Source organism: Tropicibacter sp. Alg240-R139 (assembly GCF_900537075.1).
In the GTDB taxonomy this organism is placed as follows: Bacteria; Pseudomonadota; Alphaproteobacteria; order Rhodobacterales; family Rhodobacteraceae; genus Falsiruegeria.
Window position 1 is genome coordinate 175,078 of sequence record NZ_UNRA01000006.1, and the last position, 14,241, is coordinate 189,318.

15 protein-coding genes are annotated in these 14,241 nt (G+C 61.1%); 9 read left to right on the top strand and 6 right to left on the bottom strand.

Translation table 11 applies throughout. From position 1 onward, the window contains the following. Positions 1–26 precede the first annotated feature (26 nt). The 3 genes from G6R15_RS20035 to G6R15_RS20045 are packed head-to-tail and all read left to right on the top strand — an operon-like array spanning position 27 to position 4,327. Complete coding sequence (locus G6R15_RS20035; protein ID WP_164661818.1) at positions 27–3,482, top strand: chromosome segregation SMC family protein; 3,456 nt, start codon at positions 27–29, stop codon at positions 3,480–3,482. A gap of 46 nt (positions 3,483–3,528) precedes the next feature. Then, positions 3,529–3,906 carry a hypothetical protein gene (locus G6R15_RS20040; RefSeq protein WP_164661752.1) on the top strand — a complete coding sequence of 126 codons (378 nt, stop codon included), beginning with the start codon at positions 3,529–3,531 and terminating at the stop codon, positions 3,904–3,906. A 55-nt stretch (positions 3,907–3,961) separates the two neighbouring features. Next, on the top strand, positions 3,962–4,327 hold the full coding sequence (locus G6R15_RS20045) for a hypothetical protein (RefSeq protein WP_164661753.1): 366 nt from the start codon (positions 3,962–3,964) through the stop codon (positions 4,325–4,327). 258 nt (positions 4,328–4,585) lie between these two features. Here G6R15_RS20045 and G6R15_RS20050 read toward each other — a convergent pair whose 3' ends face one another. From G6R15_RS20050 to cobD, 3 genes are read right to left on the bottom strand one after another with little or no spacing between them, the layout of a single operon-like run. Next, entirely contained in the window at positions 4,586–5,749 is a 1,164-nt protein-coding gene (locus tag G6R15_RS20050; RefSeq protein WP_164661754.1) for a lytic murein transglycosylase, read from the bottom strand. Between the two features lie 29 nt (positions 5,750–5,778). Further along, positions 5,779–6,696, bottom strand: a complete 918-nt coding sequence (gene cbiB / locus G6R15_RS20055; protein ID WP_164661755.1) for an adenosylcobinamide-phosphate synthase CbiB — start codon at positions 6,694–6,696, stop codon at positions 5,779–5,781. Next, positions 6,693–7,658 carry a threonine-phosphate decarboxylase CobD gene (cobD, locus tag G6R15_RS20060; RefSeq protein WP_164661756.1) on the bottom strand — a complete coding sequence of 322 codons (966 nt, stop codon included), beginning with the start codon at positions 7,656–7,658 and terminating at the stop codon, positions 6,693–6,695. The genes cbiB and cobD overlap by 4 nt, the downstream gene beginning before the upstream one ends. A 191-nt stretch (positions 7,659–7,849) precedes the next feature. Here cobD and G6R15_RS20065 point away from each other — a divergent pair, with 191 nt between their 5' ends. Beyond that, positions 7,850–8,212, top strand: a complete 363-nt coding sequence (locus tag G6R15_RS20065; protein WP_164661757.1) for a response regulator transcription factor — start codon at positions 7,850–7,852, stop codon at positions 8,210–8,212. Here G6R15_RS20065 and G6R15_RS20070 read toward each other — a convergent pair. Further along, positions 8,209–9,183: a glutathione S-transferase family protein gene (locus tag G6R15_RS20070; protein WP_164661758.1), complete on the bottom strand. Its 975-nt coding sequence runs from the start codon at positions 9,181–9,183 to the stop codon at positions 8,209–8,211. The genes G6R15_RS20065 and G6R15_RS20070 overlap by 4 nt on opposite strands. 220 nt (positions 9,184–9,403) lie before the next feature. On the opposite strand from G6R15_RS20070, the gene G6R15_RS20075 reads away from it, so the two are divergent. Further along, complete coding sequence (locus tag G6R15_RS20075; RefSeq protein ID WP_164661759.1) at positions 9,404–9,757, top strand: hypothetical protein; 354 nt, start codon at positions 9,404–9,406, stop codon at positions 9,755–9,757. Positions 9,758–10,012: 255 nt separating this feature from the next. Here the strand turns inward: G6R15_RS20075 and G6R15_RS20080 are convergent, their stop codons facing one another. Continuing rightward, on the bottom strand, positions 10,013–10,546 hold the full coding sequence (locus G6R15_RS20080; protein ID WP_164661760.1) for a murein L,D-transpeptidase family protein: 534 nt from the start codon (positions 10,544–10,546) through the stop codon (positions 10,013–10,015). A 2-nt stretch (positions 10,547–10,548) separates the two neighbouring features. Continuing rightward, on the bottom strand, positions 10,549–11,718 hold the full coding sequence (locus G6R15_RS20085; protein ID WP_164661761.1) for a MalY/PatB family protein: 1,170 nt from the start codon (positions 11,716–11,718) through the stop codon (positions 10,549–10,551). Positions 11,719–11,816: 98 nt separating this feature from the next. On the opposite strand from G6R15_RS20085, the gene def (G6R15_RS20090) reads away from it, so the two are divergent. From def (G6R15_RS20090) to fmt, 4 genes are read left to right on the top strand one after another with little or no spacing between them, the layout of a single operon-like run. Then, complete coding sequence (def, locus tag G6R15_RS20090) at positions 11,817–12,335, top strand: peptide deformylase (RefSeq protein WP_164661762.1); 519 nt, start codon at positions 11,817–11,819, stop codon at positions 12,333–12,335. After that, positions 12,336–12,830, top strand: a complete 495-nt coding sequence (def, locus tag G6R15_RS20095; protein WP_164661763.1) for a peptide deformylase — start codon at positions 12,336–12,338, stop codon at positions 12,828–12,830. Next, positions 12,827–13,324, top strand: coding sequence for a peptide deformylase (def, locus tag G6R15_RS20100; protein ID WP_164661764.1), 498 nt, complete (start codon positions 12,827–12,829; stop codon positions 13,322–13,324). The genes def (G6R15_RS20095) and def (G6R15_RS20100) overlap by 4 nt, the downstream gene beginning before the upstream one ends. Before the next feature lie 8 nt (positions 13,325–13,332). Next, positions 13,333–14,238, top strand: coding sequence for a methionyl-tRNA formyltransferase (fmt, locus tag G6R15_RS20105; RefSeq protein WP_164661765.1), 906 nt, complete (start codon positions 13,333–13,335; stop codon positions 14,236–14,238). Positions 14,239–14,241: the final 3 nt, after the last annotated feature.

Sequence of the window (14,241 nt, forward strand, 5' to 3'; positions counted from 1 at the left end):
ACAAGGAATCACCAAGGGCCCGCCATTTGCGCTTTTCCAAACTCCGACTGACCGGCTTTAAAAGCTTTGTCGATCCGACCGATCTGATCATCGCGGACGGGTTGACCGGAGTCGTGGGACCGAACGGCTGCGGCAAGTCCAACCTGCTGGAAGCATTGCGGTGGGTGATGGGTGAAAACCGCCCCAAGGCGATGCGTGGCGGCGGGATGGAGGATGTGATCTTTGCCGGGGCTGCAACCCGGCCCGCGCGCAATTTTGCCGAAGTTTCCTTGATCATGGACAATTCCGAACGGTTGGCGCCGTCGGGGTTCAACGACAGCGACCAGTTGGAGATCATTCGCCGGATCACCCGCGATGCGGGCAGCGCCTATAAAACCAACGGTAAAGACGTGCGCGCGCGCGATGTGCAGATGCTGTTTGCTGATGCGTCGACGGGCGCGCATTCCCCTGCATTGGTACGGCAGGGGCAGATTTCGGAGCTGATCAACGCCAAGCCCAAGGCGCGTCGGCGTATTCTGGAAGAGGCGGCGGGGATCTCGGGGCTCTATCAGCGGCGGCATGAGGCCGAGTTGAAGCTGAAGGGGGCCGAAACCAACCTGACCCGCGTCGACGACGTTTTGGAGCAATTGGCGGCACAGTTATCGCAATTGGCGCGCCAAGCCCGGCAGGCGGCGCGGTACCGCGAGATTGGCACGTTGCTGCGGCAAGCCGAGGGGATGTTGCTCTATCGTCGTTGGAAAGAAGCCGACGAGGCGCGGTTGAGCGCCGAAGAGGTGCTGCGTGGGCGCACGACCGAGGCGGCCCAAGCCGAAGCAATGGCACGGGCTGCGGCCAAGGCGCGATCCACATCGGAAGAGGCCTTGCCGCCGTTGCGCGAAGAAGAGGCGATTGCGGCGGCGGTCCTGCAACGAATGCAAGTCGAGCGCGACGCGTTGAGTGATCAGGAGGCCCGTGCGCGTCAAACGATTGAAACGCTGACGGCACGGATCAACCAGCTGGGCCAGGACATTGAACGTGAGACCGGGTTGAACCGTGATGCGGGAGACACGATCGAACGGCTGGAATGGGAAGCCCGCGAGCTGGCCAAGGCCAGCGACGGGCAGACCGACAAGCTGGCCGAAGCCGCAGAGATTGCGCGCGAGGCCGCGAGCGTTTTGCAAGAGCGCGAGGATCACCTGTCACAGATGACCGAAGACGTGGCCCGTCTGGCGGCGCGGCATCAGTCGGCGCAGCGTCTGGTCGATGACAGTCGCAAGACGCTGGACCGGTCCGAGGGGGAAGAGGCCCGCGCTCGCGATGCGATGAACGAGGCCGAAATGGCCTTGGAGCGGTCGGTCGATGCTTACGGAGAAGCTCTGGACGCCGAGGAAGAGGCGAGCGAAGCGGCCGAGGCTGCTGAGGAGGCTTTGGAAGCAGCGGATGAATTGCGCAATGACACGCAGGCCCGCGAGAGCGAGGCGCGCGCGCAACGGTCCGAGGCCGAGGGCGAAGTGGGTGCGATCCGGGCTGAGACTACGGCGCTGGCCAAGCTGGTTGCGCGGGACACGGCCGAGGGCGGGCAGGTGATGGACTTGCTGCGCGTAGCACCGGGGTATGAGAAAGCCCTGGGGGCCGCGCTGTCAGATGATCTGCGTGCACCGTTGGCCGAGGATGAAGGCCCGTCTGGCTGGGTGAAAGTGCCGGGGTATGACGCGGATCAGGCGTTGCCTGCAGGGGCGGAACCGTTGGCGCTGCATGTGTCCGGGCCGGATCGTCTGAGCCGCCGGATCGCGCAGATCGGAATTGTCAGCGCGGAGACTGGTGGGCGGTTGCAGGCCGCTCTGAAATCCGGTCAGCGGCTGGTTTCGCGCGAAGGCGATCTGTGGCGGTGGGACGGCTACCGGGCTTGGGCCGAAGATGCACCAAGTGCCGCGGCGATGCGGCTGGAGCAGCTCAACCGGCTGGAGGCTTTGAAGCAGGAGCTGGAGCGGGTGAGCGCCCGTGCTGATGGGGCCAGAGCTGCGCATGAGGCGCTGTCGCAACAGCTGGCTGATGTGACCGAAGCCGACCGTCGCGCGCGAGAGGCCCGCCGGGCCGCCGATCAGCGTGTGGCCGAAGCGGCGCGGGCGCTGTCCAAGTCCGAGGCAGACCGCAATCTGGCGCAGGGACGGTTGGAGACCTTGGGGCTGGCGGTGGACCGGCACAAAGAGGATGCAATGGCTGCGCGGGTGCAGATGCGTGAAGCCGAGAAATCACGAACTGAACTGGGCGATCTGGATACAGCACGCCAGCAGGTCGAGGACATCAAGCAAACGGTCGAAGCGGCGCGCATCACCATGCTGACTCATCGCTCAGCCCATGACGAGCTGCGGCGTGAGGGCGATGCGCGCACCAAGCGCTCGCAAGAGGTGACCAAGGACATAAGCGGCTGGCGGCATCGGCTGGAGACGGCCGAAAAGAGGATCGCCGAGCTTGTCGAGCGTAAGGCAGCGTCCGAGGAAGATCTGGCCGAGGCGATGTCTGTGCCCGGCGAAATTGCCGAGGCGCGCGAAGAACTGGCGGAACAGTCCGAGGCTGCCGAAGAACGCCGCAAGGCCGCTGCGGATGCTCTGGCCGTTGGCGAGACGACCCATCGCGAGGCGATGCTGGCCGAGCGCGAGTCTGAGCGGCTGGCATCCGAGGCACGCGAGGCGAGGGCTGCGGCAGAGGCGCGGGCCGAGGCTGCTCGAGAGACCGTCGTGGCGGCGGCGGAACGGATTGCCGAGGATCAGCAACTGACCCCGAACCAACTCCTCAACGAGTTGGATGTGGATCCCGACAGGATGCCCAATGCCGAGACATTGGAAGCAGAAGTCAACCGTCACAAGAGACAGCGCGATGCCATGGGCGCGGTGAACCTGCGCGCCGAGGAAGACGCGCGCGAGGTACAGGAAGAGCACGACACGCTGGCGGCTGAAAAGGCCGATCTGGAAGAGGCGATCAAGACCCTGCGCAACGGCATTTCCAGCCTGAACCGCGAGGGGCGCGAACGTCTGTTGACCGCGTTCGAGCAGGTGAATTCGAACTTTGCCATGCTGTTCAAGCACCTTTTTGGCGGCGGCGAGGCCAATCTGGTGATGGTCGAAAGCGAAGACCCGCTGGATGCGGGGCTGGAGATTATGTGTCAGCCGCCGGGCAAGAAGCTGTCGACGCTGTCTCTGCTGTCCGGCGGCGAGCAGACGCTGACCGCGATGGCGCTGATTTTTGCGGTGTTTTTGGCCAATCCGGCGCCGATTTGTGTGCTGGACGAGGTTGACGCACCATTGGACGACGCCAACGTCACGCGCTTTTGTGATCTGCTGGACGAGATGTGCCGTCAGACCGACACCCGGTTCCTGATTATCACCCACCATGCGGTGACAATGGCACGGATGGATCGTCTGTTTGGGGTGACCATGCAGGAGCAGGGCGTAAGCCAGTTGGTGTCAGTTGATCTGAAGAAAGCGGAATCTCTGGTGGCCTGATCACGCATTGGTAGAAAAACCACATCTTCTCTGTTACGCTGCCAATATGCGTGTTGTTTATGCCTTTGTTATCATTGTCTTGGCGAGCCCGGCCCTTGCGGATGAATTGGCATTGTGGCGCATTGGGGCGTCACGTTTCGGAACTGATTTTGCAACCGAAGGCAGCACAGTGTCCGGTTTGCAACAGATGCAATATGAACGGGATGAAGGCGGCCTGGACGGAGGCGAGCTTGCGGATCGTTTTGGGGATGGCGTGTCGGTGGGGGAGAACGTCAAACTCCATTGGAAAGGCCATATCTGCGTTAACCTGCGCAGCCAGCCGGGAGAGTGCGACGTCCAGATCGACAAGGATGAGGTGAAATTGGTGCGCCGCCAGAACAAAGGGCGTCTGCCATTGATTTTCGAGTTTGGCATCCGCCCCTGATCGCTTCACCGCAACGTGATTCCCATTGTGGCAAAGGGCACGGCAAGATCGGCCTATGCGATATCTCTTGATCTTTCTGTTGGTGGCTGGACCTGTGACTGCAGCGGAGTGGGCCTTGCGTGATGGGGATGTTCCGTTGACGCAAGCCGAACTGGGGGCGTTAGAGGGGCGAGTGCTGACGTTCTATGATGACGGTCAATCCCTGTATTCCGCGGGGGGCGCTTATTCGTACACCTATGCTGCTGACAATGGCGGAGGGACAGCATTTGGCACCTTTGCTGTGGCCGCAGATGGCAGTATTTGTACGGATTTCCGAAATGGCTTTCGACGGTGCGATCTGTTTGTGCACAGCAGTGGGCGGCTGGTACTGATCAACGAAAAAGGCGAGCGGTATCCTGTGCGACCTGAGCCGAATGATTGATACAGCAGGCCCGGGGGGCTCCCGCACCCGAGCGATCCCGACTTCGTCGGCATCGCTAGCGGCTTTGGGCCGGGCGCCGGGCAAAGCCCGGCGCGGGCTCGCGTGAGGCCAGCGTTTCGTGAGCCGTCGAACTCGCATCTCCGGTTGCACTAATGCACCAACCGCCGAGCGAAGCGAGGCCCGGCCCAACGGGAGGCGGTGTTCCGCCAGGAACGCCACCGACGGGCGGGAGCGCTCCCTCGACGGGCCATAGTAACGCTAGAGACGTCCCAGCAGCTTCGGAGTTGGCCAGGCGTCGGCGGGCAGTCCCAGGCGGGCCTGTTCGGCCTGCACGGCGGCGCGGGTGCCTGCACCCAGGATGCCGTCGATCTTGCCTACGTCATGGCCGCGGGCTTGCAACTTGCGTTGTAGTTGTTTCATCTGGGCACCGTTCAGCCCCTGATCCGGGGTGCCTGCATCATAGATTTGCGCGCCCTCAAGCCGGGTGGCGAAATAGGCTGCGGTCAGGACATAGACAAAGCTTTGGTTCCATTCGAAGTAGACGTCGAAGTTCGGATAGGCGAGGAAAGCCGGTCCTTTGTGCCCCTGCGGCAGGATTAGCGAGGCGGGCAGGTTTGCCGGCGAACCAGCGCGCGCCTGAACGCCCATGGCCTGCCACTCTGACACCGGGCGCGCTTTGCCAGGGCCGCTCAGCGACCAGTCCATATTGGCGGGTAAAGTAACTTCTTGCAGCCAGGGCTGTCCTGCTGTCCAGCCCAGGTGCGATAGCATCTTGCCGCCCGAGGTCAGCGCGTCAGGGGCCGAAGTTTTGAGCGACACGGTGCCGTCGCCGTCTGCATCCACGCCGTTTTCCAAGATGTCGCGGGGCAGCATCTGCACCATGCCGATTTCACCGGCCCAGGCCCCTGTGGTGCGGGCCGGGTCGAAACCACCCTGCGCGTACAGTTCGAGCGCAGCAAAAATCTGTGGTCGAAACAGATCGGGGCGGCGGCAATCATGGGCCAGCGTCACCAGGGCGTTGCGGGTGTTGAAATCGCCCTGAAACGATCCGTAGTCGGTTTCAAACGCCCAGAACGCCAGAAGAACACCGCGCGAAATGCCATATTGCGCTTCGATCCGGTCAAAGACGGCGTCGTATTTCTTGGCCATCGCGCGGCCTCGGTCGATGCGACTTTGCGAGATCAGGCGGCGCGAGAACTCGATGAAGGGTTTCTGGAAAACGCCCTGAGCCCGGTCGGCGCGCAGGACTTTTTGATCCTGGGACACGCCCTGGAAGAATTGGTCAGTCGCTGCGGCGTCATGGCCATTGGCGACAGCCTGGGATTTGAGGCCGGATACGAAGCTGTTGAACGATCCGCCGCATTGGGCGTGGGCCGCGTCGGGCAGCAGAATGAGAGCAGCCAGAAGGTGGGAAATTTTCATGCAATCAAAAAGTCCAAAGGATGTTTGGATTAGACTATCAGCATCACCACAAGGCAGGCAATCACCAGTCCCAGGCACAGCGCCCAAACCTGCCAGAGCATGGTGGCAGCGCGCTCGACCTCGCGCGCGCCGATGTCTTCACGCGCGCCCTCGTTGACCCAGGCAAGGTGGCGGATCTGGCCGTGATAGCTGCGCGGACCTGCCAGCGCGACGTTCAGCGCACGGGCCATGGCGGCTTCGGGCCAGCCAGCGTTGGGCGAGATGTGGCGTTGGGCGTCTTCGATAATCTCGCCTGTCTTAGACCATTGGTTGGACAGGACCACGATCAGCAGTCCGGTCAGCCGGGCGGGGATCAGGTTCAGCAGATCGTCAAACCGGGCCGAAGCCCAGCCGTAGTGCAGGAAACGGTCGTTTCGGTAGCCAACCATACTGTCGGCTGTGTTGATCACCTTGTACATCAGCAGTCCTGGCAGGCCAGCAACCAGGAACCAGAAGGCGGGCGCCACAACTCCGTCGCTCAGATTTTCGGATGCGCTTTCGATGGCAGAGCGGGCCACTTGCGGGCCCGTCATCTCACCGGTATCGCGGCTGACAATGCGCGAGACCATGTGGCGGGCGTCGGTCACCGACAGGCGTAGGGCGTCAGCCACATCCTGCACATGCTGGATCAGAGATCTATGCGCCAACAGGATGGCGCAGCACAGGATTTCGACCACCGGGCCAAAAGCGGCAAGCAGCGCGCCCAGACCCCAAGCGCCAAGCGTCAGGACAATGACCGCGAATGTGCCTTTGATGCGGCGGTTATCGCCGGTGTTAAGGCGACGTTCCAGCCAGCCCACACAGTCGCCCATCAACACGGCAGGGTGGCGCATACGGGACCACAGCCAGTCGGGTTCACCCAGAGCGGCATCCAGCAACATGGCCGAGGCAAGGACAAAGGGTGTCATAAGGCGCGCTCCAACTGCGCCCAGCGGTCCGCGGGCGGCAGGCCGAGGCGCAGGAACGTGTCCGAGTATGGGAAGACGCGGCTCCAGATGTGGTGCTCGGCCAGTTGGGCCTGCCAGGCTTTGGCGTCATCCACATGATAGAGGCGAAACAGTGAGGTGCCACCGGCAATGGAGGCCCCTTTGGCGGTCATCATCGTATCCAGCCGTTCGGCATCGCAGGCCAGCTGAATGCGGGTTGCTTCGGCCCATGCCAGATCGTGCAAGGCTTGGGTGCCCACGCGCAGGGCCGGCCCTGACACCGCCCAGGGGCCCGTCAGGTCGTTCAGGCGCGCGATGATGTCCGGGCGGGCGATCGCAAACCCAAGCCGCAAGCCTGCCAGCCCCCAGAACTTGCCAAAACTTTTCAGGACAACCGTATTGGGGGCTTCGGCCAGGTGGATCAGGCTCGCCTCGGGTGTAACGTCGCAAAAGCTCTCGTCGATCACGGTCAGTTCGTGGCCTGTGGCGTCATCTTGGCTCCAGAGCCGCCCGTCAGGGTTGTTGGGGTGGACCAGAACGCGGGCTTGGGCCGGGGATTGGTCGGTGACTTGCCAGCCTTGGGCTGAAAACGCAGCAGCGTGTTCGTTATAGGTCGGCGGTGTGATCTCGACCCGCGCGGCTTGCACCAACACAGGCAGGCGAGCGATTAGGGCGGACGCGCCGGGCGCAGGCAAAATAGCGGCGCCATGGGGCGCATTCCAAAAGGTGCGGGCGGCATCGACCAACCCCTCGAACGCGTCATGGTCAGGCAGAGCCGCCCAATCCTGTGCGGTCAGCCCCTGAACCGGGAAAGGCGCAGGGTTGATGCCTGTGGACAGGTCGACCCAATCCTGTGGCGCGCCGCCGAACTGTTGACGGGCCGCCGCAAGGCCGCCGCCGTGGTCGCGTTTGGCACGCGGGTTTATGTCTATAAGTTCTGCCATGCCACGAGTCCGATTTTGCGGTATGATAGGTTGGATTCGGTTCAAGCGGAAATTCGCCATCTACGCAAGCGTTGCGCATATTCCTTCAGTCGCATCGCATTGTGTTAAGAGTTTGTTAAGGGAAAAGAAAGATCACGGTTGGAAAGGGGAGAGGCACATAGTCTAAGAAAAGAACGTGCCCGAAGTCTGCTATGAATGTTCTGATTGTTGAGGGCAATCCGGATTTGGGATTGCTGTGGAAGCGCCATCTTGAACGGCAAGGGGCTGAGGTGACTCTGGTCAACTCGCAGGAATCGGCGATTCTGGCGTTATACGGGACAGATTTCGAGATCATCGTGCTGGATCTGGTGCTGGAAGGCGGTAGCGCCCTGGCCGTTGCGGATTTCGCCAGCTATCGCCGCCCCAAGGCGCGGGTCATTTTTGTAACCAACACCAGCTTTTTCTCGGATGGGTCGATTTTTGCCCACAGCCCGAACGCCTGCGCCTATGTCCAAAGTGGCACGCCGCCAGAGGATCTGGCGGCGATGGTCGAGCATTACGCAGCCGTGCGTTAACCGCGCCCGTGCGGTTCCAGGTAATCGATTACCGGATTGATCGGCACGATTCGATGTGGGTTCACACTCTCATGGCTATAATGATAATGGCGCACGATGTGGTTCATATTCACCGTCTCGGCCACCCCCTGCCACTGATAGAGCTCGCGGGTGTAGGCCCAAAGGTTTGGGTAATCGATGATCCGATTGCGGTTGCACTTGAAATGTAGGTGATAGACGGGGTCAAAGCGGATCAAGGTGGTGAAAAGGCGCCAGTCGGCCTCGGTCAGAGTGTCCGCCATAAGATAGCGGTTCGTGGTCAGGCGATCCTCGAGCCAGTCCAGCGTATCAAATAGCGGATGAACAGCAGCGTCATAGGCGGCTTGGCTTGTGGCAAAGCCGGATTTGTAGACGCCATTGTTCAGGGTGTCGTAGGTGCGAGCGTTTACTTCTTCTATGCTGTCGCGCATCGGCTCTGGCCAGTAGTCATCGGAGTTGCCGGTCAGCCCGTCGAAGGCTGAATTGAACATGCGAATGATTTCCGAGCTTTCGTTCGAGACAATCGTCTCGCGCTGCTTGTCCCAAAGGATCGGAACGGTCACGCGGCCGGAATAGGCGGGATCTGCTTTGGTATAGATCTGATGTGCGTGGCCCAGACCATAGAGGCCGTCGCCAGTTGCACCGTGATCGTCCGCATCAAAGCTCCAGCCTTGGTTGAGCATGTCGGGATGTACGGCCGAAACGGTGATGTGATCGCTCAACCCCTTGAGCTGACGAAAGATCAGCGTGCGGTGCGCCCAGGGACAGGCAAAGCTGACGTAGAGGTGGTAGCGCCCGCTTTCAGCGGCAAAGCCGGATGTGCCGGATGGGCCAGCGCTGCCGTCGGCGGTGATCCAGTTCCGGAACTGTGCTGCGCTGCGTTTGAATGCGCCGTCGTGGGATTTGGTGTCATACCACTGGTCGTGCCAGGTGCCGTCGATGAGCAAGCCCATGTGTGATCTCCGATCGTTGTTTGCGATTAACCTAATACGGCAACTGAAGTTCGCCCATGATCAGGGGCGCGCAAGTTATCTGCATTGCTGCACAACGGGGGAAAGGGCGCGTTGAGGTTTCATGGCAACGCCTTAACTGGATTCACAGAGTCATAAAAACTTATCTTGATTTTAACACCATGTCAGCGAGGCTGGTGTTTGTTCGTCTGGAGGAAACGGCATGAGCACTTATGTGTCGAAAGAGATTAGCGATGGGTTGAATGCGGCCCGAATTGCGAGCCTGAAGAAGGCCAGCCGTCTGCGCGTCGAGATGGGGCAGGAGTATTTCAAGGTTCTGCGCCTGTGGAAGGATGGCTTTGCGGTAGAGGCTGAAACGACGCCGCGCTTGCGAGGATTGGTCGACCTCTATGATGGGGCGAACCACCTCTATCAATGTCTGATCATCGCGATCGAGGACGAGGCTGGCGAGATGCGCTATGAATTCAAGCGCAACACGGTTGCGTCCGACAAGGCCCCGCTGGATTTCTACCGCGAGCCTGATGCGCCGATTGCCTTGTTGGGCAAGGACGGCTGAATAGGCCGGTACAGCTGCAATTCAGTTGGAAAGGAGAGCTCCCGCACCCGAGCGATCCTGGCTGCGCCAGCCCCGCTAGCGGCTTTGGGCCGGGCGCCTCGCCTTCGGCACGGCGTGGTTGCGCTAGGTGCCAGTGTTTCGCCCTTGTTCGAATCGGGTAACGCAGTACGCCAACCGCCGCGCGAAGCGCGGCCCGGCCCAACCGAGAGGAGATGTCCCGTCAGGGGCATCGACGACGGGCGGGAGCGTTTCGAGTCAGGGTCGGATTTCGACCGGGGTGCCGATGGGTGTAACGGACCAGAGCTGTGCCATCTGTGCGTTGCTGATGGCGATGCAGCCCGCGGTCCAGTCTCCTGGCAGTGAAATACCGACTATGCCGTTGGGCTGACCGTGGATGAAGATGTCACTGCCGGGATCAACACCGTCCGTCTCGGCGCGCGCGATGTCCTGCGGCCTGGGGTAGTTCAGGCCAAGCGACAGGTGAAAGGCGCTGTTGGGGTTGCGGCGGTCTATGACGAATTTGCCCAATGGCGTTTTGCCGTCGCCTTCTTGCACCTTGTCACCTGCAGGTGAAAACCCAAGGGCCACGGGCACTTGCATGACCACTTGACCATCGACCATGGCCGTAAGACGGCGTTCCGACTTTTCGATCAGGATGTGATCGATCCGATCAATTTCGAGCACCAGCGGGGACGGTGCGGTCCGTGGTGCAAAGCGGTCCCACAGCATGACGCCGGCGCCGGTCATTAGCACCAGCGCCAGAATGGTCCACAGGACACGCCCCAGCATGGTTACTGAAGATCACCAAAGGCGCGGGTCAGACGTGCGCAGGCCTCTTCAATCCGCGACCGCTGGGTGCCCAGGTTGAACCGCAGGAAGCTTTCACCGCCCAGGCCAAAGGTCGTGCCATGGTTGGCGGCGATCTGAGCGTCCTGTTCAACGCGACCCGTGAATTCTTCGCGGTCCATGCCGGTGTCGGTGAAATCGACCCAGGCAAGATAGGTGGATTCCAGCTTCATCGATGACAGCCCCGGAACCTTGGCGATGGCTGCATCAAAGATCTGTCGGTTCTGATGCAGATAGGCAACCTGTGCGTCGACCCATTCGGCGCCTTCCGGCGAATAGGCCGTTGCCGTCGCAAACTGTCCGATCGAGTTGGGAGCTACGCTGAGCGCGGCCATGCGGGTTGCGAATCGGGCACGCAGGTCGGGATCGGGGATGATCACCTGACCGGTGTGCAAACCGGCGATATTGAAGGTCTTGGACGGTGCAGTCAGCATCAGCAGCCGGTCGGTGATCGACGGGTCGGCGTTCTGCATTGCGATGTGTTTGTGGCCTGCATAAACCAGATCGTGGTGAATCTCGTCCGACAGCAGCAGAAGATCGTGGCGCTTGGCGAAATCGGCAACGCCTTGCAGCTCTTCCTGCGTCCAGACACGGCCACCGGGATTGTGCGGCGAGCAGAGGATGACCATCTTTTCCGAGCCGGTCATCACCGCATCATAGGACGCGAAATCCATCTCGTACCGGCCATCATTGTTGACCAGCGGGCATTCGATCACTGTACGGCCAGCGGCGCGGATGACCTTGGCAAAGGCGTGATAGACTGGAGTGAACAGGACAATGCCGTCGCCCGGCGCTGTGAACGTGTCCAGACACAAGCCCACACCATTCACCAATCCGGTGGTGGTAAAGATCGCATCCTGTTCGATGTTCCAACCATGACGGTGTTCCATCCACCACTGAATCGCGCCTTTGTAATCGGCATCCAGATTAGTGTAACCCAAAACGCCGTCCGCGACCTCGTGGATCTTGCGGCGTACGGCTTCGGGGGGGTGGAAATCAGTGTCGGCCACCCACATCGACAGGCCCGTGTCCGCAGGAACGCCATAGAGCGGCTCCATCATATCCCATTTGGTGCTATGGGTGCCGTGGCGGTCAATCAGGTCGTCGAAATTCATGAGCCTCTCCTGTCATGTGCGCCGGGCAGGCTAGCGTTATATCCAGTGGGCGCAAGGGGGGCGTTGCGGTGGCGCGCCTGATGGCCTAAATCACCCGCATGAAACGTAGCATTCTGATACATCCCGACCCGCGCTTGAAAAAGCTGTGTGATCCCGTTGCCGATATTTCGGACGATTTGCGCAAGCTGGCCGATGATATGCTTGAGACGATGTATGAGGCACCTGGCATCGGTCTGGCTGCGCCGCAGATCGGTGTGCTCAATCGTATGATCGTGCTGGATTGCGTTAAGGAAGAGGGCGAGGCGCTCCGCCCGCTGGTGATGTTCAACCCAGAGGTCGTATCGTCTTCGGACGATCTGAACGTCTATGAAGAAGGCTGTTTGTCGATCCCGGATCAATATGCCGAAGTCACCCGCCCGCGCGAGGTTGAGGTGGCTTGGATGGACCAGAACGGCAATGCGCAGAAAGAGGTGTTCGATGGTCTGTGGGCCACATGTGTGCAGCATGAGATCGACCATCTGGATGGCAAGTTGTTCATCGACTACCTCAAGCCGCTGAAGCGACAGATGATTACGCGCAAAATGCAAAAGCTCAAGCGTGAGCGGGCGCGCGCCTGAATGGCGGTCCGGCCGATCCTGACCTGGCCTGATGACCGGTTGAGCACGCGATGCGCGCCGGTGACCGGGCCAGAGGATGGGCTGATCGTGGATATGTTCGACACGATGTATGCCGCACAGGGCCGGGGTCTGGCTGCACCGCAGATCGGTGTGCTTAGCCGTGTGTTCGTGATGGATAGTGGTTGGAAAGAGGGAGAGCCCTCACCCATTGCCATGATCAACCCCTTCATCATGGCGGCTGAACGCGCTGAAGAGATCGGGGCAGAGGGCTGCCTGTCGATCCCTGATATCATGGTCACTGTTTCGCGCCCGCGCGCGGTGACGGTACAGTGGACCGCGCCCGAGGGGGACATTCACATGGCCGATTTCGACGGGTTCGAGGCCCGCTGTATCCAGCACGAGTTCGACCATCTGAATGGAATGGTGACCTTTGACCGTCTTGATGACATCGCCCGCCGCACGGCCATGGCGCATTACAGGGAAATGAACGCATGACAGTTCGCAAATGCCTGCCGTGGCCCGACAAACGCTTGCGGACCAAGGCAGAACCCGTAAGCGAGATTACCGACGAGATCCGCGAGATCTGGACCGACATGATCGACACGATGGAGGCGATGCCAGGCGTTGGCCTGGCCGGCAACCAGATCGGCGTGATGCTGCGGTTGGCGGTTGTTGATGGCTCGACCGAGCGGGGGCGCGCGGTATGTTTGGCCAACCCCGAGATACTGCATTCGTCGATAGAGCTGCGTGAGCATGACGAAGCCAGTCCGAACCTGCCGGGTATGTCGGCCAAAATCAAACGTCCGCGCGCTGTCACGGTGCGGTTCCTGAACGAGGATGGCGCGGTGGATCGGCGCGACTTTGTCGGGATCGAGGCGACCAGCGTGCAGCATCAAATCGACCACTTGAACGGCAGGATGTATTTTGACCGTCTTAGCAAGGTCAAACGCGACATTCTGCTGCGCAAGGCAAAGAAACAGAACAGCTGAGGCAAAACATGCGCATCATCTTTATGGGAACGCCCGAGTTTTCGGTTCCGGTGCTGGATGCCCTGGTTGACGCGGGACACGAGATCGCCGCTGTTTATTGCCAACCACCACGCCCCGCGGGCCGCGGCAAGAAAGAGCGCCCGACGCCCGTGCATGCGCGTGCGATTGAGTTGGGTATGGAAGTGCGCCACCCGGTGTCCTTGAAAGGCATAGATGAGCAAACGGCATTTGCTGAATTGCGGGCCGATGTGGCCGTGGTCGTGGCTTATGGTCTGATTCTGCCGCAGGCGGTTTTGGACGCGCCCAATGCGGGATGTCTGAATATCCATGCCAGCCTGCTGCCGCGTTGGCGGGGGGCAGCCCCAATTCACCGGGCGATCATGGCAGGGGACGCGGAAACCGGTGTTTGCATCATGCAGATGGAGGCCGGGCTGGATACCGGACCGGTGCTCTTGCGCGCAGCCACGCCGATTGAGGCAGAAGAGACCACAGCACAATTGCATGATCGGCTGTCAGAGATCGGAGCGGAGGCGATCGTTGACGCTCTGGCGCGCCTTCCTGATCTGACCCCGGTGACGCAACACGAAGACGGCGTGACTTATGCGCAAAAGATCGACAAGGTAGAGGCGCGCGTTGATTGGACCAGACCGGCGGTTGAGGTGGATCGCCAGATCCGCGGCCTGTCGCCATTCCCCGGTGCCTGGACTGAAATTGACGGACAGCGGGTAAAGCTGCTGGCCTCGCGTCTGGCTGACGGACTGGGAACGGCGGGTGGGGTGCTGGATGACGCACTGACCGTGGCCTGTGGTGACGGGGCCGTGTCCCTCTTGCGCTTGCAACGGGCGGGCAAGGGTGCGCAGGATAGGGACGTGTTTCTGCGCGGCTGTCCAGTGACCGAGGGTGCACAGCTCTGAAAG